This window comes from Streptomyces cinereoruber (assembly GCF_009299385.1).
In the GTDB taxonomy this organism is placed as follows: Bacteria; Actinomycetota; Actinomycetes; order Streptomycetales; family Streptomycetaceae; genus Streptomyces; species Streptomyces bikiniensis.
Genome location: NZ_CP023693.1, coordinates 6,502,504 through 6,520,228, shown reverse-complemented (window position 1 = coordinate 6,520,228; position 17,725 = coordinate 6,502,504). Strand labels below are relative to the sequence as shown.

General features: G+C 73.7%; 20 protein-coding genes. 9 read left to right on the top strand and 11 right to left on the bottom strand.

Annotated elements, in window-relative coordinates; genetic code table 11:
• Positions 1 to 2: 2 nt before the first annotated feature.
• Positions 3 to 746 (bottom strand): hypothetical protein, encoded by a 744-nt coding sequence (locus CP977_RS29435; RefSeq protein WP_152371086.1) that lies wholly within the window; start codon positions 744 to 746, stop codon positions 3 to 5.
• A gap of 133 nt (positions 747 to 879) precedes the next feature.
• Positions 880 to 1,185, bottom strand: coding sequence for a hypothetical protein (locus CP977_RS29430; protein WP_109184482.1), 306 nt, complete (start codon positions 1,183 to 1,185; stop codon positions 880 to 882).
• A gap of 186 nt (positions 1,186 to 1,371) precedes the next feature.
• Here CP977_RS29430 and CP977_RS34245 point away from each other — a divergent pair, with 186 nt between their 5' ends.
• The 3 genes from CP977_RS34245 (at position 1,372) to CP977_RS29420 (ending at position 3,166) form a co-directional block, all read left to right on the top strand.
• The gene (locus CP977_RS34245) at positions 1,372 to 1,521 is read left to right on the top strand and encodes a hypothetical protein (RefSeq protein ID WP_167308965.1); all 150 of its coding nucleotides are present in this window, start codon (positions 1,372 to 1,374) and stop codon (positions 1,519 to 1,521) included.
• A 208-nt stretch (positions 1,522 to 1,729) separates the two neighbouring features.
• Complete coding sequence (locus CP977_RS29425; RefSeq protein ID WP_109184481.1) at positions 1,730 to 2,590, top strand: Rieske (2Fe-2S) protein; 861 nt, start codon at positions 1,730 to 1,732, stop codon at positions 2,588 to 2,590.
• 63 nt (positions 2,591 to 2,653) lie between these two features.
• Positions 2,654 to 3,166: a DUF1360 domain-containing protein gene (locus tag CP977_RS29420; RefSeq protein WP_109184480.1), complete on the top strand. Its 513-nt coding sequence runs from the start codon at positions 2,654 to 2,656 to the stop codon at positions 3,164 to 3,166.
• Between the two features lie 21 nt (positions 3,167 to 3,187).
• Here CP977_RS29420 and CP977_RS29415 read toward each other — a convergent pair whose 3' ends face one another.
• The 5 genes from CP977_RS29415 to CP977_RS29395 all read right to left on the bottom strand — a co-directional run bounded on the left by CP977_RS29415 (position 3,188) and on the right by CP977_RS29395 (position 8,894).
• Entirely contained in the window at positions 3,188 to 3,907 is a 720-nt protein-coding gene (locus CP977_RS29415) for a phosphodiesterase (RefSeq protein ID WP_152371085.1), read from the bottom strand.
• A 176-nt stretch (positions 3,908 to 4,083) separates the two neighbouring features.
• Positions 4,084 to 4,731: a class I SAM-dependent DNA methyltransferase gene (locus CP977_RS29410; RefSeq protein WP_109184479.1), complete on the bottom strand. Its 648-nt coding sequence runs from the start codon at positions 4,729 to 4,731 to the stop codon at positions 4,084 to 4,086.
• A 110-nt stretch (positions 4,732 to 4,841) separates the two neighbouring features.
• Positions 4,842 to 6,260, bottom strand: coding sequence for a Re/Si-specific NAD(P)(+) transhydrogenase subunit beta (gene pntB / locus CP977_RS29405; protein ID WP_062751058.1), 1,419 nt, complete (start codon positions 6,258 to 6,260; stop codon positions 4,842 to 4,844).
• Between the two features lies 1 nt (position 6,261).
• Complete coding sequence (locus tag CP977_RS29400) at positions 6,262 to 7,785, bottom strand: Re/Si-specific NAD(P)(+) transhydrogenase subunit alpha (protein ID WP_062756734.1); 1,524 nt, start codon at positions 7,783 to 7,785, stop codon at positions 6,262 to 6,264.
• A gap of 233 nt (positions 7,786 to 8,018) precedes the next feature.
• Positions 8,019 to 8,894, bottom strand: a complete 876-nt coding sequence (locus CP977_RS29395; protein ID WP_062751060.1) for a PhzF family phenazine biosynthesis protein — start codon at positions 8,892 to 8,894, stop codon at positions 8,019 to 8,021.
• A 156-nt stretch (positions 8,895 to 9,050) separates the two neighbouring features.
• Between CP977_RS29395 and CP977_RS29390 the strand changes: the two genes are divergently transcribed.
• Positions 9,051 to 9,512, top strand: coding sequence for a pyridoxamine 5'-phosphate oxidase family protein (locus CP977_RS29390; RefSeq protein WP_062751062.1), 462 nt, complete (start codon positions 9,051 to 9,053; stop codon positions 9,510 to 9,512).
• Between the two features lie 58 nt (positions 9,513 to 9,570).
• Here the strand turns inward: CP977_RS29390 and CP977_RS29385 are convergent, their stop codons facing one another.
• A complete protein-coding gene (locus CP977_RS29385) occupies positions 9,571 to 10,236 on the bottom strand; it encodes a hypothetical protein (RefSeq protein ID WP_152371084.1) in 666 nt (221 codons plus the stop codon).
• 103 nt (positions 10,237 to 10,339) lie between these two features.
• On the opposite strand from CP977_RS29385, the gene CP977_RS29380 reads away from it, so the two are divergent.
• Positions 10,340 to 11,545 (top strand): serine hydrolase domain-containing protein, encoded by a 1,206-nt coding sequence (locus CP977_RS29380; RefSeq protein WP_062756735.1) that lies wholly within the window; start codon positions 10,340 to 10,342, stop codon positions 11,543 to 11,545.
• A 43-nt stretch (positions 11,546 to 11,588) separates the two neighbouring features.
• Positions 11,589 to 12,293 carry a TetR/AcrR family transcriptional regulator gene (locus CP977_RS29375; RefSeq protein WP_063915137.1) on the top strand — a complete coding sequence of 235 codons (705 nt, stop codon included), beginning with the start codon at positions 11,589 to 11,591 and terminating at the stop codon, positions 12,291 to 12,293.
• Between the two features lie 310 nt (positions 12,294 to 12,603).
• Here CP977_RS29375 and CP977_RS29370 read toward each other — a convergent pair whose 3' ends face one another.
• Together CP977_RS29370 and CP977_RS29365 are read right to left on the bottom strand one after the other, a co-directional pair.
• A complete protein-coding gene (locus CP977_RS29370; RefSeq protein ID WP_062751068.1) occupies positions 12,604 to 13,623 on the bottom strand; it encodes a hemolysin family protein in 1,020 nt (339 codons plus the stop codon).
• The gene (locus tag CP977_RS29365; protein WP_152371083.1) at positions 13,620 to 14,939 is read right to left on the bottom strand and encodes a hemolysin family protein; all 1,320 of its coding nucleotides are present in this window, start codon (positions 14,937 to 14,939) and stop codon (positions 13,620 to 13,622) included. Before CP977_RS29365 ends, CP977_RS29370 begins: the two co-directional genes overlap by 4 nt.
• Positions 14,940 to 15,487: 548 nt before the next feature.
• Here CP977_RS29365 and CP977_RS29360 point away from each other — a divergent pair.
• Entirely contained in the window at positions 15,488 to 15,706 is a 219-nt protein-coding gene (locus CP977_RS29360; protein ID WP_152371082.1) for a hypothetical protein, read from the top strand.
• Positions 15,707 to 16,101: 395 nt separating this feature from the next.
• Here the strand turns inward: CP977_RS29360 and CP977_RS29350 are convergent, their stop codons facing one another.
• Positions 16,102 to 16,467, bottom strand: a complete 366-nt coding sequence (locus CP977_RS29350; RefSeq protein WP_152371080.1) for a hypothetical protein — start codon at positions 16,465 to 16,467, stop codon at positions 16,102 to 16,104.
• 353 nt (positions 16,468 to 16,820) lie between these two features.
• Here CP977_RS29350 and CP977_RS29345 point away from each other — a divergent pair, with 353 nt between their 5' ends.
• Both CP977_RS29345 and CP977_RS29340 read left to right on the top strand, forming a co-directional pair.
• Positions 16,821 to 17,315 carry a SigE family RNA polymerase sigma factor gene (locus CP977_RS29345; protein ID WP_062751076.1) on the top strand — a complete coding sequence of 165 codons (495 nt, stop codon included), beginning with the start codon at positions 16,821 to 16,823 and terminating at the stop codon, positions 17,313 to 17,315.
• Positions 17,312 to 17,701, top strand: coding sequence for a hypothetical protein (locus tag CP977_RS29340; RefSeq protein ID WP_152371079.1), 390 nt, complete (start codon positions 17,312 to 17,314; stop codon positions 17,699 to 17,701). The genes CP977_RS29345 and CP977_RS29340 overlap by 4 nt, the downstream gene beginning before the upstream one ends.
• The last annotated feature ends 24 nt before the right edge of the window (positions 17,702 to 17,725 follow it).

Below are 17,725 nucleotides of genomic sequence, written 5' to 3'. Positions count from 1 at the left end.
GGTCAGATCCCTCCCGCCGGACGCGAGGGGCCGCCGTACGTCTGCCCGCCGCCCGCGGGCGGGTGGTTCGGCGGGGCCGGCGTGACGTGCGGGGGCTGGGACTGGCCGTAGGTGTCGAGCGGGTCCTCGTACGTGCCCGGCGTGGTGCGCGGCAGGGGGTCGGGGGCCGCGAGGGGTCGCTCCGTCCCGTACGTCCCGGCGCGCGGTTCCGGAGAGCGGGGCTCCCCGCCCGTGCTGCCGGAGGACGCCGCGCCGATGCTCTTGCCCGCGCGGGCCACCACGAAGCCGGCCAGCGCCGCGCCGGCGAGGAAGACGCCCGGGCGCCGGCGGGCGAAGCTCTGCAGGTCGCTCACCAGGCCGTCGGGGCCGCGCTTCTCCATGTGGGAGGCCACCTGGTGGCCCCCGTCGGCGGCCCGGCGGGCCAGGTCGGCCATCGTGGAGTCGGGCTTGCCGTTGTCGCCCAGTTCGCGCAGCTCCTGCGACAGGCGCCGTACGTTCTCCGCGAGGCGCTGGGTCTGGGTCTCGGCCTGGCCCTGCAGCTGGGTGCGCAGTTCGCCCGCCAAGTCCTTGGCCTGGGCCGCGGCTTCGCCGACGACGTTGCCGGCCTCCTCCTTCGCCGTGCCGCCCACCTCCGCGGCCTTTCCGCCCACCAGCGAAGCGCTGTCTCCCGCCTTGTCCTGGGCGGTCCGTGCTACTTCCGCCGCCCTGCTCTCGTTCTGCCGGTTCGAGTCCTGGAAGTCACTCAAGGCTCCTCCTGAGTGCTGGAAGGGGTTCTGCCTGCTTGCTGAATCCCGCATCTGCCCCCTTCCGGTCCGCTCATACGCCCGGACATCGGAGCAGTATCTGGATTTTTCGGTACTCGACGCGCTCCCGCCCCGGTCAGGGGCGCGGATTCACGCGCTGCCATCGCGGGCGGGCGTCGGGGCCGCGGCGTCCGGCGACGGACGCGCAGCGCGGGCACACCCGCCGCACCCGGTCCGCGGCGCCGCCGGACTCGGGGAACGTGTCGGTCCAGGCGACGTGCGACAGCCGTGTGAGCCGTGAACGGTGCAAGGAGAGTCCGCAGACGGTCTGGTTCATGCCCTGTTCCCAGGCGTGGACCTCGCCGGCGGGCAGACGGCGGCCGTCCTCCTCGTCCGTCCAGCTGCCCGACGCGGCCACCGCGTAGCGCTTCTTGTCTGCCATGCCCGGCCCCTACCCCGGTCGGTGTGGGCCATGTGGTGGGGCGGGGTCCGCTCCTGGCGCCCGGGGTCCGCCCCGTACGTCCTCCTGCGGCCGGTGAACCGCGCTTCGGTGGGTACTCGCCTTCGGAGCACCCGTACCCGGTTGCCGCGAAGTCGTACGAACCGTGCCGAGGAAGGGATCAGCGCCATGCAGGAGAGCACCCCGTCACAGGCCGAGGGAGAGCGTCCCGAGGAGAGTCGCCCGGAGGGGACGGAAGGCCGGGACGCCGGACCGGAGCGCACCACGCCCTCGCAGGCCGAGGGGGAGCGGGATCCGGACGACGACGAGAGCGCGTAGCGACGGCGTCCGGACGCCGGGCGCCCCCTCGCGGTCCGTCGTACTGAAGAAGGACCACGATTCGTTTCGTCTACTTGCAGAGGGTTATACGGGATTCATGACATACGACCCGATTGTTGGCGGCCACGCCCCCGCGGGCGGACCCGTGCGGCGACTACTGGAACGTGCCCTGCCGTCGGCCTCGGGCCCCGGCAGGGTCCTCCGGGCCATGGACCGCCTGGAACGCTCCACCGTCCTCGACGGACCGGCCGAACGGCTCGGCGGCGTGATCAGAGCGCTCCCCCTGGGCCGCGGGAGGGACGTGCTGCACGGACGCTGGCTGGGTCACCCCGTCCATCCGGTGATGGTGCAGGTGCCGATCGGGGCCTGGTTCTCGGCGGCGGTGCTCGACGCGCTGCCCGGACAGCGACGGGCGGCGGGCGTGCTGATCGGCGTGGGACTCGCGGCGGCGGCCCCGGCGGCCGTGGCGGGCTGGGTCGACTGGGCCGAGCTGCGGCGCCGTCAGATGCGGGTCGGGCTGGTGCACGCGGCGGCGAACATCGCGGGAGTGGGCCTCTACACGGCCTCCCTGGCCGCACGGGCACGGGGCCGCGGCCTCCGGGGCAAGGCCCTGGGGTTCGCGGGGCTGACCGCCGTCGGCGTCGGCGGCGCGATCGGCGGCCACCTGGCCTACCGGCAGGGCTCCGGCGTCAACCGCGCCGCGTCGGTGCCGGACCTCGTGGAGCCCGGGTGGCACGGGATCGGGCAGGTCGCCGACCTTCCCCTCGGGCGGCCGGTCCGGCGGCACGTCGACGACGTGGCCGTCCTGGTCGTACGCGAGGAATCGGACCGCGTACACGTCATGGCGGACTCGTGCAGCCACGCGGCCGGCCCCCTGTCCCGGGGGACGGTCGAGGACGGCTGTGTGCGCTGCCCCTGGCACGGCAGCGTCTTCCGGCTGGAGGACGGCTGGAACGTGCACGGCCCGGCCACCGCGCCCCAGCCCGTCTTCGACACCCGCGTCACCGACGGCCGCCTCGAAGTGCGACTGCGCGCTCCGGAGACGGCCCCCTCCCCCGGCCGGGCGTGACGTCCCGCCGTCCGGCGAAAACCGTCGCGGCGCCCCACTTCCGTACACGGGAAAGGCACCTGCGTGCACCAGTTCAAGGAAGCGGTCCGAAGCCTGGGCCGGGCCTACTCGCCGCAGGAGGACCGCCGGCTCGGCGGGCACCTGGGGGCCGTCGTCGCGTTCGGCGCCTACACGGCCGCCTGGGGCGCGGCGGTCCGCAGGCACGGAACGGGGCTGCCCGACCGCCACGACCCGTGGGACCTCCCGCTGACGGCGGCGGCCGTGTTCCGGCTGAGCCGCCTGCTCGCCAAGGGGTCCGTCACCAGCCCCCTCCGGGCCCCCTTCACGCGTTACGAGTCGGCGACGGCCCCGGCAGAGGTGAGCGAGAGCCCTCGCGGGGGTGCCGTCAGGTCGACCGTGGGCGAGCTGATCACCTGTCCGTTCTGCCTGAGCGTCTGGCTGACGGCCACCTTCACCGGCGCCCGCCTGCTGTGGCCGCGCGCCACCCGGACCGTGACCGGCGGCCTCACCGCCCTGGCGCTCGCCGACGCCCTGCAGCTCGGATACGACTGCCTGCTGCAGAAGAACACCGAGTGAGGCGGGCTCCGTGCGGACCCTTCAGGAAGGCGGCGCCGCGTGCCGCCCTTCCCGTGATCCCGCGTACGCGGCGAGGCGCAGCGACCGGAGGCGGTCGACGGGGCGGAAGCCGGGCAGGAAATTGAGATAGGGATCGAACGCGCCGCCGTCCGGAGAGGTCGTGGGCGCCTCCCCGTGGAGGGTGAGCAGGGCCAGGGGCCGCCAGGCCACGCCCGCTCCGTCCGCTCCACTCGCTCCGAAGCAGAGCCGGAACACCACGGGCCGCCCGGCGACGGCGGCCCCCACCGTCGCGGGGTCGGCGGGGATGCGCGGGGATCCGGGTGCCGGGAACGCGGCCACCACCCCCCGCCGTCCGCCGACGACGTACGACAGGAGGCTGGAGTACGGACCGGCCGTGGCGGACGTGCGGGGAAGCGGTACGTGGCGGGTCCACCGGCCGCGGCCGCCGGTCGTGAGGAGCAGGTCCAGGGGGCGCCCCGGCCCGCCGGCGTCCTCCACCCGCAGCGCGAGGCCCAGTCCGTCCGGCAGCGGGTGCGGCAGCCCGGCGCCCCGGGACCAGCGGGCCGTCACCGCGTGGGAGCCGGGCGCGTCGAGCCACGGCACCCCCCAGGGGTCCCGGTGTCCTGGCACGGCGAGGCGTCCCGCGAGGAACGTCCCGCGGGGGTGCAGGGCCGGCCGGTCCCCGCGACGGCGGGCGGCGGCCCGTGCCGTACGGAAGGCGATGCGGTCGAGGAGGTCCATGGGGCTGTCCGTTCCTGGTGTCGACGACGGTCCGGGCGGGGCCCGGTACGCCCGTCGTCTGCCCGGAATCGCGCCGGTCGACCGGATCTCCCCCGGCGGACCGGGTACGGCTTCGACGCGGGCGGCGGACGGACCGGCGACCGTGCCGGCACCGCACCCGGCCGCGCGCCTCCCGCTCAGGCCTTGCGGGCCAGCAGATGGATCTCCTGGAACTGTCGCCGGTCGGCGGGCTGCGGCTCGCGGACCATCCGGGCCGTCTCCGCGAGGCCGGACTCGCGGAGCGTCGCGGCGAGGTGGTCGGGCCACCAGCGGTAGGCCGGCGCGACCGTGTGGTCGAAGACCTGCGTCGGGTGCGCCGGGCCCTCGCTCCCCGAGAAGGCGATCAGGAGGTGGCCGCCGGGCGCCAGGACGCGGTGGAACTCCGCCAGGACGGAGGGGAGTTCGCCCGGCGGGAGGTGGATGACGGACCAGCGCGAGAGCACGCCGTCCAGCGCGCCGTCGGCGATGTCGAGGGCGGCCATCGAGCCCACGTCGAACCGCAGGTGCGGGTGGGCCCGCCGGGCCAGTTCGATCATCGCGGGAGAGGCGTCGACGCCGAACGCCGACAGTCCGAGCCCGTCCAGGTGGGCGGTGACGTGGCCGGGTCCGCAGCCCAGGTCCGCGACCCGGCCGGCCCCGTCCGCGCGTACGGCCTCGGCGAAGACGCCGAGCATCGCGCGGTCCAGGGGGCTGTCCCGCAGGCTGTCGCGGAACAGCTCCTCGTAGGTGGCGGCGACGGCGTCGTAGGCCGCGCGGGTGGCTCCGGGGGCATCGTGTTCGACCATGCCCGTGACAGTAGTCCGGGGGCGGTGCGGTGGGACTCGGGGGCCTCCCGGCTCCGGCGCGGAGCGGAACGCCCGCGCCGAAGCCGAAAGGCCCCGCTCCCCGTCGTGCCTCAGAGGGCGCCGACGATGTCCTCGACCCGGGCCTTCGCGTCGCCGAAGAGCATCGAGGTGTTCTCCTTGAAGAAGAGCGGGTTCTGCACGCCCGCGTACCCGGAGGCCATCGAGCGCTTGAACACGATGACCTTCCCGGCCTCCCAGACGGTGAGGACCGGCATGCCCGCGATCGGGCTGCTGGGGTCCTCGGCGCCGGCCGGGTTGACCGTGTCGTTGGCGCCGATCACCAGGACGACGTCGGTCTCGGCGAAGTCCTCGTTGATCTCGTCCATTTCGAGGACGATGTCGTACGGCACCTTGGCCTCGGCGAGCAGCACGTTCATGTGGCCGGGCAGCCGGCCGGCGACCGGGTGGATGCCGAACCGCACGTCGACGCCCTTGGCGCGCAGCTTCGAGGTGAGCTCCGCGACCGGGTACTGGGCCTGGGCGACGGCCATGCCGTACCCGGGCGTGATGACCACGGAGCGGGCCGAGCCGAGCAGTTCGGCGGCGCTCTCGGCGGTGATCTCGGTGTGCTCGCCGTAGTCGACGTCCGAGCCCGACGGCGCCTCGATGCCGAAGCCGCCGGCGATGACCGAGAAGAAGGAGCGGTTCATCGCCTTGCACATGATGTACGACAGGTAGGCGCCGGACGAGCCGACGAGCGCGCCGGTGATGATCAGCAGGTCGTTGCCGAGGAGGAAGCCCGAGGCGGCCGCGGCCCAGCCGGAGTAGCTGTTGAGCATCGAGACCACGACCGGCATGTCGCCGCCGCCGATCGAGGCCACCAGGTGCCAGCCGAGGGCGAGCGCCAGGACCGTCACGGCGATGAGCAGCCACAGCTCCGGCGTGACGACGAACCACACCGTCAGGGCGACGAACAGGGCGAGCGAGCCGAGGTTCAGGGCGTTCTTGCCCGGCAGCACCAGCGGCTTGGAGTCCATCTTCGCGGCGAGCTTCAGATACGCCACGATCGAGCCGGTGAAGGTCACCGCACCGATGAACAGGCCGATGAACACCTCGGCGTGGTGGATGCCCAGGGTGCCGAGGGCGTCCAGGGCCTTGGCCTCGTGGCCGTTCGGGTCGTACTCGACGTTCAGGAAGCCGTTCCAGCTGACCAGGACGGCGGCCAGACCGACGAAGGAGTGCAGCAGCGCGATGAGTTCGGGCATGCCGGTCATCTCGACGCCGCGAGCCCGCTGGAGGCCGATCAGGGCGCCGACCAGCATCGCGACGCCCATCAGGCCGAGGCCGGCGGTGCTGACGTCGCCGTCCACCGCGAGCACGACCGTCGCGACGAGCGCGACGCCCATGCCGAGCATGCCGAAGGCGTTGCCGAGCCGCGCGGTCTCGTGCTTGGAGAGTCCTGCCAGCGCGAGGATGAACAGCAGCGCGGCAACGAGGTAGGCCGCCTGGGCGGCAATGGTCGCAGACATGTCAGCTCCGGTTGAACATGGCGAGCATGCGACGCGTCACCGCGAAGCCGCCGAAGACATTGATACTGGCCAGGAGGATCGCCACGGACGACAGCACCGTGACCGCCGTGCTGGTGTGGCCGATCTGCAGGAGCGCGCCGACGACGATGATCCCGGAGATCGCGTTCGTCACCGACATCAGCGGGGTGTGCAGCGCGTGGTGGACGTGGCCGATGACGTAGTAGCCGATCACGATCGCGAGGACGAAGACCGTGACGTGGGGCAGCAGCGCCGCCGGGGCGAACGCGGCGAGGAGGAAGAGCGCCAGGGCGCCGAGGGCCACCCCGCCGAACCTCTGCCCCGCCGTCATCGGCGCCTTCTTCGGCGCGGGCGCGGGGGCCGCCGCGGGCGCGGGGGCCGGGGCCGCCGACACCTGGACCGGCGGGGGCGGCCAGGCCGTCTCCCCCTCGCGTACGACGGTGATGGAGCGCTGGACCGGGTCCTCCCAGTCGAGGACGAGGCGGGCGTCCTTGTCCGGGGTCATCAGCTTCAGCAGGTTCACCAGGTTGGTGCCGTACAACTGCGAGGCCTGCGCCGGGAGTCGGCCCGCGAGGTCGGTGTAGCCGATGATCGTCACGCCGTTCTCCGTGACGGTCTTCCCGCCCTTCACGGTGCCCTCGACGTTGCCGCCGTTGGCGGCCGCCATGTCGACGATCACCGAGCCCGGCTTCATGCTCGCCACCATCTCGGCGGTGATCAGCTTCGGCGCGGGGCGGCCGGGGATCAGGGCGGTGGTGATGACGATGTCGGACTCGCGGCACTGGGCCGCGTAGAGCTCGGCCTCGCGCGCCTTGTAGTCGTCGCCCATCTCCTTGGCGTAGCCGGTCTTGGAGACCTCGGCCTCGGGGGACTCGATCGACAGGTACTCGCCGCCGAGCGAGCGGACCTGGTCGGCCACCTCCGGCCGGGGGTCGGTGGCGCGGACGATCGCGCCGAGCGAGCCCGAGGCCCCGATCGCGGCCAGGCCGGCGACGCCGGCGCCCGCGACGAGCACCTTCGCGGGCGGCACCTTGCCCGCGGCCGTCACCTGGCCGGTGAAGAACCGGCCGAACTCGTGCGCCGCCTCGATGACGGCCCGGTAGCCGGCGATGTTCGCCATCGAGGACAGCACGTCCATCGACTGGGCGCGGCTGATGCGCGGCACGGCATCCATCGAGAGGGCGGTGAAGGGGCGGCGGCCCAGGTCCTCGACCATCGCCGGGTCGAAGGCCGGGGAGAACAGGGCGATCACCGTCGCCTCCGGCCGGACCCGGTCCAGCTGGGAGGGGTCCGGGGCGTTGACCCCCAGCACCACGTCCGCCGCCACCGCCTCGCCGACGGTCGCGCCGGCGGCCTCGTAGGCGCCGTCGGTGAAGCCGGCCGCGACGCCCGCGCCCGGGTCGACCACGACCTCGTACCCCAGTTTGCGGATCTGTTCGACCGTGGCCGGCGTGGCCGAAACGCGACTCTCACCTGCCCGCGCTTCCTTGAGGACTCCGACAATCACGAGTGATCTCCGTTCGCTGCTCTGGCCGTCGACGGCGTGTTCGGACTCGATCAGAAGTGCGCCCGCGATGATCCGGAGCACGCCGCTCAGCTTGACGCCGGGACCTCTCCTTGAACAGCACCCGCCGGTGAGGTACACGCAACACTTGACGGACCGGCTCACATGCCCCACAGGACCGCGCGCGTGCGGGAACGGCGACCGCCGGGTGCCGCGCGGCGGTCGCCTTCGACGCCTCAGCCGATACGGGCTCCCTCGCCGCCGACCCGGACGCGCGGGTCGCCCGCGCGCAGCGTCACCGTGAGCTCGCCGGGGCGGCCCATGTCCTCGCCCTGGCGCAGGGTGAGGACGGCGTCCTCGGGGACCAGGCCGAGTTCACGGGCGTAGGCGCCGAACGCGGCGGCCGCGGCGCCGGTCGCGGGGTCCTCGACGACGCCGCCGACGGGGAACGGGTCGCGGACGTGGAAGACGGTGGCCGACTCCCGCCACACCAGCTGGACCGTGGTCAGATCCAGGCGCCGCATCAGGGCTTCGAGACGCGCGAAGTCGTAGGCGAGGTCCGCGAGACGGGCGCGCGTGGCGGCCCCCAGGACGAGGTGGCGGGCGCCGGCGAAGGCGATACGGGGCGGGAAGACCGGGTCGAGGTCGGCGGCCGGCCAGCCGAGCGCGGCGAGCGCCTCCGCGAGGTCGGCGCCGGCGATCTCCTCGACGTGCGGCTCGACGCTGGTGAGCGTGGCCCGGAGCGTCCCGCCCTCCCGGACCACCTCCACCGGCACGGTGCCGGCGGGGGTCTCGAAGACCAGCTTCCCGGGGCCCGTGCGCTCGGCGAGCGCGACGGCGGTCGCGACGGTGGCGTGCCCGCAGAACGGCACCTCGGCCCTGGGGCTGAAGTAACGGATGGTGTAAGCCCGTTCCTCCCGGCCGCCGAGGCCCTCCGGGGGCGCGGTCAGGAAGGCGGTCTCCGAGTATCCGAGGCCGGCCGCGACGGCCAGCATGGCCTCGTCGTCCAGGCCGGTGGCGTCCAGAACGACACCGGCGGGGTTTCCGCCGTCTGGGGCGCTGGAGAAGGCGGTGTAGCGCAGCACCTCGGGCCGCGGCGTATCGGTCGTCATGATCGTGGCAACTCCGGTGGGGACCGGGGCTATTCCTGGGGGCGGCCGGGGGCGGGGGCGGGCGCTCCGGGACGAGAGGCGGGTGTCTCTCGGTCACGGGGAGCGGGCCCGGCGCCCCGGGCGCGCTTCGGGTTCGCGCGGCTAGGGTCGGTGATCATGGAGACCACGGGAATCGTCCGCCGTCCGACGGCGGAGCGCGTACGCGACACTCTGGAGCGGCTCGGCGCCGAGCGGGACATCTGGGTGTCGACGGCCCACCCCGACCACGGGCCGCACCAGGTGCCGCTGTGGTTCCTGTGGGACGGGCGGGCGGTGTGGATGTGCACCGGCGCCGCTTCCGCGACCGCGCGGAACGTCCGGGCGGAGCCCCGCGTGCGCCTGGCACTGCCGGACACCTCCGACGTGGTGCTGCTGCAGGGCGTGGCGGAGTGCTTCCCGGACCGGGAGGTGCCCGCGGACGCGGCACGGGCGTTCACCGGCAAGTTCGGCTGGGATCCGCGCGCGGAAGAGGGTTCCTTCCTGTACGTACGCGTGGTCCCCGGGACCGTGCGCGCGTGGCGGGGCGAGCCGGAACTGCGCGGGAGGGTCGTCATGCGCGACGGAGCCTGGCTGGGGTGAGGGGCGTACGGCGTCCGGGGTGGTGGGGGCGGGCCGGTGCGTGACGGGTGGCCCGTGCTCATTCCCGGCCTCCGCTGAGCGGGGACGCCCACGCGGGGTCGTGTCGGGATCTTCTCTCGAGGTGGGCGAGCAGGTGGTCCGCCGTGGCGGAGGCGGTGTACGCGGGCGCGCCGACCTCGGTCAGGGCGGTGGCGACCCGTGCCGAGGCCTCTTCCGGTACTTCCGGGTCGGTGAGGAGGGGGAGGAGCAGGAGGAGGCGGGACGCGGTGTCCCGAACGCCTTCGGCCGGTTCGGGCGATTCGGCCTCTTCGGTCGGTTCGGTCGTGGAGAGGTGGCCGTCGGCGATGCCGGTCAGTTCGCGCCACGTCAGCCCGGCGCCCGTGAAGTCCGCGTCCCAGCGGGCGATCCGCCGGGTGCCGCTCCCGTCCGGGCCGGTGAGGAGGTAGTCGGTGCCGTAATCGCCGGCCAGGTTGCGGTAGACCACCACGGCTCCGGGGCCGGTCCCGGCGGGCACCCGGAACACCGGCCAGTGCCCGGGATCGAAGAGGACCTCGGACAGGGCATCGGCATCGGCGCCGTCGTCGCCGAACCACTCCGGATCCGGCCGCTCGGCGCGGTCACCGTAGCCGCACAGCACCAGAAGGTGGTTCGACCAGAAGCCCGGACGGTCGAGGAGCGGTTCGCCCGCCGTCAACGGGCCGTCGTCGTATCCCTCGATCAGCATCCCCCGATCCTGCCACCGGCCACCGACACGACCCCTCCTCGCCCTTTCGTCACCATCGGTGTCACCATTGGTTCGAAATGATGGGGCGAGAGTGGAGGACGGCATGATGCTCAACGCGCGAGGGCTCGGGGGCGCGGCGGTCGCAGGGGCGGGTCTGGCCGCGGGGGCGGTGTGGCTCTGGCGCAACCAGGGGGTGGTGGCCACCGGGCGGCCGGTCAACGAGTGGACGTTCACACACATGTCGGCCCTGATGCCCACGGACACCGTGCCCCGTTCCCCGCGGCCGAGGCCGTTCGTCCGGCGCGTACGGACCCTGGAGTGCTCCTACGAGTTCGACGGGCGGCGGCGCACCCTGGAGGACCTCCACCGCCGCACCCACACGACCGGGTTCGCCGTGGTCCACCGGGGCGTCCTGGTCCACGAGAGCTACCCCGGCCGCTTCGCCTCGCCCGGTGCGCGGTTCCAGCTGTTCTCCCTGACGAAGTCGGTGACGTCGATGCTGGTGGGCATCGCCCTGGAGGAGGGCGCCCTCTCCCTGGACGACCAGGCGGTCTCCCACCTCCCCGAGCTGGCGGGCTCCGCCTACGACGGGGCGACGGTCGGACACCTCCTCGACATGTGCAGCGGCGCCGGCGGCGTCGAGGACTACACCGACCCCGACGCGCCGATCGGCCGCTTCGAACGGGCGGTGACCGGGGGCGGGTCGGTCCTGGACGTCCTGCGCTCGCTGCCGCGCGCCGCCGAGCCCGGGACCGCGTTCAACTACTCCACCCTGGACACCCAGGTGCTGGGCCAGGTCCTGGAGGCGGCGACGGGCACGCCGCTGGCCCGCTACGCGGCTCGGCGCCTGTGGGAGCCGGTCGGGGCGGAGAGCGACGCGTACTACTTCCTGACCCGGGGACGTCCGCGCACGGCGCTCGGCGGCGGCTCGTTCAACGCGACGGTCCGGGACCTGGCACGGCTCGGGGTGCTGATGGCGCACGGCGGGATCTGGGACGGACGGCGGGTCGTACCGGCGGCGTGGGCCGAGCGCAGCCGGGGGGCGGGGCTGCCGCACCTGGAGGTCGGGGCCCTCGGCGGCGGCCTGCCCGCCCACTACGGGTACGCGAACCAGTGGTGGACGCTGGGCGGGGAGCACCGGGCCTTCACCGGCCTGGGCATCCACGGGCAGTTCCTCTGGGTCGATCCCGTCGCGGACGTGGTGGTGGTGAAGACCAGCGCCTGGCCGACGGCCGACGATCCGGAGCGGGACGCCGAGACGGTGGCCGCGCTCACCGCGCTCACGGCCCGGCTGGCCCAGGACGGCTGAACGGACCGGAGAAGCCCTGGTGGCGGCCGGTAGGATGGCGGCCATGACGGAGTCCACAGGGCGGGACGCGCCTCCGGGGAAAGCCCGCCGTGGCCGTCCGCCCACCACCGCCCTGAACCAGAAGCGGATCCTGGACACCGCCCTCGCCCTGGTGGAGCGCGAGGGCCCCGACGCGTTGACGCTCCGCCGTCTCGGCGCCGAGCTGGGCGCGAACCACACCGCGGTGCTCCGGCACTTCTCCGGCAAGGACGAGATCCTGCTCGGCCTCGCGGACCGGCTGGTCGAAGAGGCCCTCGACGGCTTCGCGCCGGCGGACGACTGGCGGCGGACGCTGGAGACGCTGGCGCGACGGATGCGCGCGGCCTGCCTCGCCCACCCCCAGGTCGCCCTCCTCTCCACCACCCGGGTGTCCCGGCGCGCCGCGGAGTTCCGCGGCGCGGACGTGGTCGTCGGCGCGCTCCGCGCGGCGGGCTTCGACGAGCGGGACGCGGCCCGCTACTACCGTTCCCTGGTCGACACGGCCCTCGCGCTCTCCTCGTACGAGGCGGCCACGGCCGCGCTCGACGGCCGCTCCAGAGAGGGCGACAGGATGGCCTGGCGCCGGGAGTACCTCGCCGTCCCGCCGGCGCTCCACCCCCATCTGGCCGCCGTCGCCCCCTACTTGGCCGAGGCCGACGACGACGACCGGTTCGAGACGACCCTCGGGCTGCTCCTCGACGCGATCGCCGCGCGCGCGGACGCGGCCTGACGGGGCCGCCGGAATCACTCCTGCGGTGCGACCGGCGGCGTCTCGTCGGCGGGACGCCACGCCGAGGTGTGGAACCCAGCCGGTGAGCCACCCCGAAGCGGAGTCGCAGATACGTTCCTGCGAAGGGAATCGCGGTGGCTCGGGCGAGCAACGGTCGGTCGTGATCGGTTTCGGTTGTGATCGGTTTCGGAATTCCAGACTCCCCAACGACCTCACCAGCCGAAGGGAACGCCCCGTTCGGGTGATCTCACCGGATCCGCCACCGCGACGCGGCCGGACGACGGGCCGGGGGTCCGGCTCCCCCGGGACCTCAGGTCGTCTGCGGGCCCATCAGCCGGACCAGCAGGTCGTCGAGGCTGACCAGCCCGGTGAGGGTCCCCTCGTCGTCGCGCACGACGGCGAGGGAGGAGCGGCGGCGGCGCAGTTGCTCGACGGCCTCGGAGACCGTGGTGGCGGTGGTCAGTTCGGGTACGGGGCGGGCGAGGTCGCGGGCGGTGAGGTCCCGGCCTCGGGTGCGGGCGACCAGGGCGTCGCGGGCGTGGACCGAGCCGAGGAACCGGTCGCCGTCGCGGACCAGGAGGCGCGAGCGGCCCGCTTCGGAGGCCCGGGCCAGGAGGGCGTCGAGGCCGGCGCCGGCCGGGACCGTGACGATGTCGGCGGTCGGGGTCTGCAGGCTCGCCACCGGCGTCTGGGGCTCGGTCAGCGAGCGGGTGATGAGCTGGGAGTCGGTCTTGTTGATCAGTCCCAGCCGTTCGGACTCCACGACGAGGTGGGTGAGCTGTTCGCGGTTGTGGACGGCGGCCAGTTCGTCGCGGGGCTGGACGCGGCACAGGCGCACGAGCGCGTTGCTGACCTTGTTCAGGAGCCAGATCAGCGGGCGCACGGTCTTGACCAGGGCCCTGAAGAGCGGGGTGAGGAGCATGGCCGAGCGCTCCGGGCGGGCGATGGCCCAGGACTTGGGGGCCATCTCGCCGACGACCATGTGGAGGAAGACCACGACGATCATGGCCACGGCGAAGGAGATCCCGTAGCTGAGGCCCGCGGGCAGGCCCAGCCCGACCAGCAGGGGGTCGAGTTCGTGGGAGACGGCCGGCTTGGAGATCGCGCCGAGGCCGAGGGTGCACAGGGTGATGCCGAGCTGGGCTCCGGCGAGCATCAGGGACAGTTCGCGCATACCGGCGAGCGCCGCCTTGGCGCCGCGCCGCCCCTCGGCGACGGCCTTCTCGATGCGGTGGCGCTTGGCCGCGACGAGGGCGAACTCGGCGGCGACGAAGAATCCGCTGCCGATCAGCAGCAGGACGGTGACGAAGAGTGCCATGGGGAAGCTCATGCCCGGGCCTCCTCGGCCTGCTCGGCGCGGACCTTCTCGATGCGGACGCGCTCGGGGACGTGGCGGTCGAGGCCGAGGACCTCGATCCGCACGTCGTCCACGGTGAGCCGGTCCCCGATGGTCGGGAAGCGGCCGAGACGGTCGATGATCAGGCCGGCCACGGTGTCGTAGTCGTCCTCCTCGGGCAGGGCGATGCCGGTGGCCTGCTCGATCTCGTCGAGGCGCCGGCCCGCGTCCACCCGCCACCCCTCGCCGTCCCGGGCGGCGACGGCGACGATCCTGTCGTTCTCGTCGGCGATGTCGCCGACGAGTTCTTCGGCGATGTCCTCGTAGGTCACGACGCCGGCGACGCCGCCGTGTTCGTCGAGGACGACGGCGAACTCGTCGTCGCGCTCGCGCATCTGCGCCACGGCCCTCGGCAGCGGCAGCGTGTCGGGCAGCAGGAGCGGGCGGCGGGCGGCCTCGCCCGCGGTGGTGGTGTCGAAGGCGATCCCCGGCAGGCGCATCAGTTCGTTCACGCCGAGGACGCCGGTGACGTCGTCGGGGTGGTCGCCGAGGACCGGGTAGTTGGAGTGGCCGTGCCGGGCGATCAGCTCCACGGCTTCTGCGAGGGTGGCGTCCTTGCGTACGAAGACGGCGTCGGCGCGCGGCACCATGACCTCGGCCATGGTGCGCTCGGAGAACTCCAGGGCGTGGTCGAGCAGCTCGGCGGTGGCGGATGGCAGCTCGCCCTGCTCGTGGGACTCGCCGATCAGATGGCTCAGCTCCTCCAGCGTCGCGCCGTGGTGCAGCTCCTCGACCGGCTCGATGCCGACCTTGCGCAGCAGCTTGTTGGCGGCGCCGTCGAAGACGCGGACGACCGGGCCGACGATCTTCAGGTAGAGGAGGGTGGAGGGGGCCAGCGACTTGGCCAGCCGCTCGGGCACCGCCAGTGCCAGGTTCTTGGGAGCGAGTTCGCCCAGGACCATCTGCAGGACGGTGGCCAGGGCGAAGGCGAGGACGACGGAGATCGCGGAGACCGCGCCACTGGACAGGCCCGTGCCCTCCAGAAGGGGCCTGAGGAGGGCGGAGACGGACGGTTCGGCGAGGAAGCCGACGACCAGGCCGGTGACGGTGATGCCGAGCTGTGCGCCCGACAGCATGAACGAGAGGCGTTCGAGGACCTTCAGCGCGCGGGCCGCCCGCTCGTCGCCCGCTTCGGCCTCCCGGGCGAGCGCGAGGCGGTCGGCGGCGACGTAGGCGAACTCCTGAGCGACGAAGTAGCCGGTGCCGGCCGTCAGCACGAGGACGGCCAGCAGGCCGAGAGCGGCGTTCATCGGCCACCGCCCCCGGGCACGTGGGGGCGGGTCGTTCTGGCGGACAAGAAGGTGCTCCTTCTGGGGACGGTGATCGGAACCCGAGTATCTGCGGGTACGTGACGAGGGCGCGGGATCACACGGCGGCGGGGCCGACCGGCTCCCCCGGGACGTCCTTCGTCGTCACGTGGCCCGGGACGACGTCGCCCGTCGCGCCGGTGACGGCGGCGAGGCGGCCGTCGGCAGCGCGCACGCCGGGGCGGAGCCCGGCGCCGGAAGCGACGAGGGCACCTCGGTCATCGCGCGCCCCTTCCCGGCACGACTCGTCCGGGCAGGTGGGAGCACGGCGCGTACCAGGAGGCTCACCCATCGCGGGTCGCTCGCTCCTTCTCACTCCGGGGGGACGATCGTGGAAGCACACAGGCCTCTACTCAACTGTAGAGGAAAGGCGAACGGGCATCGAGGGCCGGGGGGCGACCGGCGCGACGGGGCGACGGGAGCGGCGGGGCGTCCGCGTGTCGGCGGGCGGGTCCTTCACCGTGCTCATTCGTTCCCCTCGGGAGGGTGTCATGGCTTCGATCGACCTGGACGAGGTGCTGGACAAGGCGTGGGCGGACAAGAGCCTGCCCGAGATCCTCGCGGCCCCGGTCGCCGCGCTCAAGGGCGTGTCCGACGGGGACGGCGAACTGCTGCGGGAGGCCTTCGGGGTCGAGACGGTCGCCGACCTCGCGGAGCTGAAGTACGCGCGCTGGGCGCAGGCGCTCGCCGCGCCCGCCACCGCCGAGTAGTCCTGCCGCCGCCGAGTGGTTCCCGCCCGTTCCGCCCGGCACCCCCACGCCGCTCGGGGGTGGCCGCCGCGGTCCGGTGCCCTCCCGCTCCCGTACGGGAGCGGGAGACGTCTCGTACGGCCTTCGAGGTGCCACCACGCCCAGGAACGAGGACGAGCACGCGTACGGGTCCGCCCTTCTCGTCGGCGGTCCGGCCGACGGCGTACGCATAGAGGTGCGGGGGTCCCCCGACGTGATCCAGGTGACCGTGCCGTGCCGGGTCGAGGCCTCCGGCAGCGATGTGCGAGCGGCCGCCGTCTACGTCTACCGACGGGAATCCGGTGGGTCCGCGAGCCCGCGCCACGGCTTCGACCCCGCGAGCCCCTGAGGGCGGGGGCTCGTACGCCCGGATCCGGTCAGGCCCGGTCCGTCAGCTCTTCCGCGAACACCCGGGAGAGGGGCTGCGGCCCCACGTACTGCTGGCAGTTGCACCGCCCGGCCTCGTAGCGCAGGGGCTTCTTGTTCTCGTCCCAGGCGGTCGGCACCTCGACGCGTTCGTGGCACCGGCCCTGCCTGTCGTGCTTGGCGAGGTGGTGCGTGCATCCGCACACGGGCTCCGGCGACCTGTGCGCCGCCTCGATCGCCAGCCGTTCCTGCCTGGCGGCCTCCAGCAGCTCCGTCTTGCGCTCGTGCCGGTGCTTCAGGGCGGTGCGGACGTTGTCCGCCGCCCACGCGAAGCCGCCGGTCCAGAAGAGCATGAGAACCGCCCAGAACCAGTTCATCCGCTTCACCTTCCCCGTTCCCCACGGATTCCAGGACAGGGCGGGGCCCCCGAGGACCCCGAGCGGCGAACGCGCCGGGCCCTCGCCGACGACGAGGTCTCCGCCGTGCTCCGGGTGGTGATCGCCGTCGACGCCTTCGACCGCGTGTCGATCCCGAGCGAGCACCCCGTACGGGACGCCTCCCCCAAGGCCCGAGCGACAGGACACCCCTCAGGCCTTAGGGTCGACGCTCGGCGGACGACCGCGCGGATCCGCGGTGTGACCGGGCTCACGCGCCTTCTTCGGAAACCGTGTAGACCGTCGGGGCCGCGCCGGGCGTATGCCCGGTGAAGCGAGAGACCCGGGAGTTGCCGTTGACCGTCGAAGAGTTCGAAGCGTTCTACGTCCAGTCGGTCGGGCGGCTCACCGGGCAGCTCTACGTCATGCTCGGCGATCTGCAGGAGGCTGAAGACGTGGTCCAGGAAGCGTTCGTCAAGGCCTGGAGCCGGCGGCGCCGGCTGGACCGCGACAGCGGACCGGAGGCGTGGATCCGTACGGTCGCCTGGCGCCTCGCCGTGAGCCGGTGGCGTTTCCGGAGGCGTACGGCCGACGCCTGGAGCCGGCGGGCGACCCCGTCCCACGCGGCCGGGCCCGGGCCGGAGCACGTGGTCCTGGTCGACGCCCTGCGCACCCTGCCGGCCCAGCAGCGGCGCACGGTCACCCTGCACTACCTGTGCGACCTCACCGTCGAGCAGATCGCGGGCGAGACCGGGCTGTCCGCCAGCACCGTCAAGACCCACCTCGGCCGGGGGCGCGCCGCCCTCGCCGACCGGCTCAAGGACACCGAGCAGGAGGCCGGATCCCGGTGAACGAGCACTCCGACCCCTCTCTGAGGGCCCTGTTCCGGGCCGCCGCCGAGCACGGCAGCCGGGAGGCCGCGACGCTCCCGGTCGCCCGGGTCGTCGAACGGGGCAGGCGGGCCCACCGGCGTCGGCTGGCCCTCGGCACGGCCACGGCGGGCGTCGTCGCCCTCCTCGGCCTGGCGACGGCCGTCTCCCTCGCCCCCGGGCCCGCCGGTCCGGCCCTGCCCGCGACCAGCCCCTCCGACCTCCTGCCGCAGGAGACGGCGAGCACCGCTCCGCCGACCCCCGACAGCACGACGACCACGGAGGGCCGGCGGACCTACCCGCCGACGACTTCCGGCCGGACGACACCGCCGACGGCGACGGCGACGACAACGCCTCCGCAGGACTGACCCGCCCCCCCTCCCCCTTTCCGG

Bases quoted from the DNA above. Each gene is read 5' to 3' on its own strand.
- CP977_RS29380 (WP_062756735.1), top strand. From the start codon at position 10,340: ATGATGCTCAACGCGCGAGGGCTCGGGGGCGCGGCGGTCGCAGGGGCG.
- CP977_RS29360 (WP_152371082.1), top strand. From the start codon at position 15,488: ATGGCTTCGATCGACCTGGACGAGGTGCTGGACAAGGCGTGGGCGGAC.
- CP977_RS29370 (WP_062751068.1), bottom strand. From the start codon at position 13,623: ATGAGCTTCCCCATGGCACTCTTCGTCACCGTCCTGCTGCTGATCGGC.
- CP977_RS29375 (WP_063915137.1), top strand. From the start codon at position 11,589: ATGACGGAGTCCACAGGGCGGGACGCGCCTCCGGGGAAAGCCCGCCGT.
- CP977_RS29395 (WP_062751060.1), bottom strand. From the start codon at position 8,894: ATGACGACCGATACGCCGCGGCCCGAGGTGCTGCGCTACACCGCCTTC.
- CP977_RS29385 (WP_152371084.1), bottom strand. From the start codon at position 10,236: ATGCTGATCGAGGGATACGACGACGGCCCGTTGACGGCGGGCGAACCG.
- CP977_RS29425 (WP_109184481.1), top strand. From the start codon at position 1,730: ATGGACCGCCTGGAACGCTCCACCGTCCTCGACGGACCGGCCGAACGG.
- CP977_RS29410 (WP_109184479.1), bottom strand. From the start codon at position 4,731: ATGGTCGAACACGATGCCCCCGGAGCCACCCGCGCGGCCTACGACGCC.
- CP977_RS29365 (WP_152371083.1), bottom strand. From the start codon at position 14,939: ATGAACGCCGCTCTCGGCCTGCTGGCCGTCCTCGTGCTGACGGCCGGC.
- CP977_RS34245 (WP_167308965.1), top strand. From the start codon at position 1,372: ATGCAGGAGAGCACCCCGTCACAGGCCGAGGGAGAGCGTCCCGAGGAG.
- CP977_RS29350 (WP_152371080.1), bottom strand. From the start codon at position 16,467: ATGAACTGGTTCTGGGCGGTTCTCATGCTCTTCTGGACCGGCGGCTTC.
- CP977_RS29430 (WP_109184482.1), bottom strand. From the start codon at position 1,185: ATGGCAGACAAGAAGCGCTACGCGGTGGCCGCGTCGGGCAGCTGGACG.
- CP977_RS29390 (WP_062751062.1), top strand. From the start codon at position 9,051: ATGGAGACCACGGGAATCGTCCGCCGTCCGACGGCGGAGCGCGTACGC.
- CP977_RS29415 (WP_152371085.1), bottom strand. From the start codon at position 3,907: ATGGACCTCCTCGACCGCATCGCCTTCCGTACGGCACGGGCCGCCGCC.
- pntB (WP_062751058.1), bottom strand. From the start codon at position 6,260: ATGTCTGCGACCATTGCCGCCCAGGCGGCCTACCTCGTTGCCGCGCTG.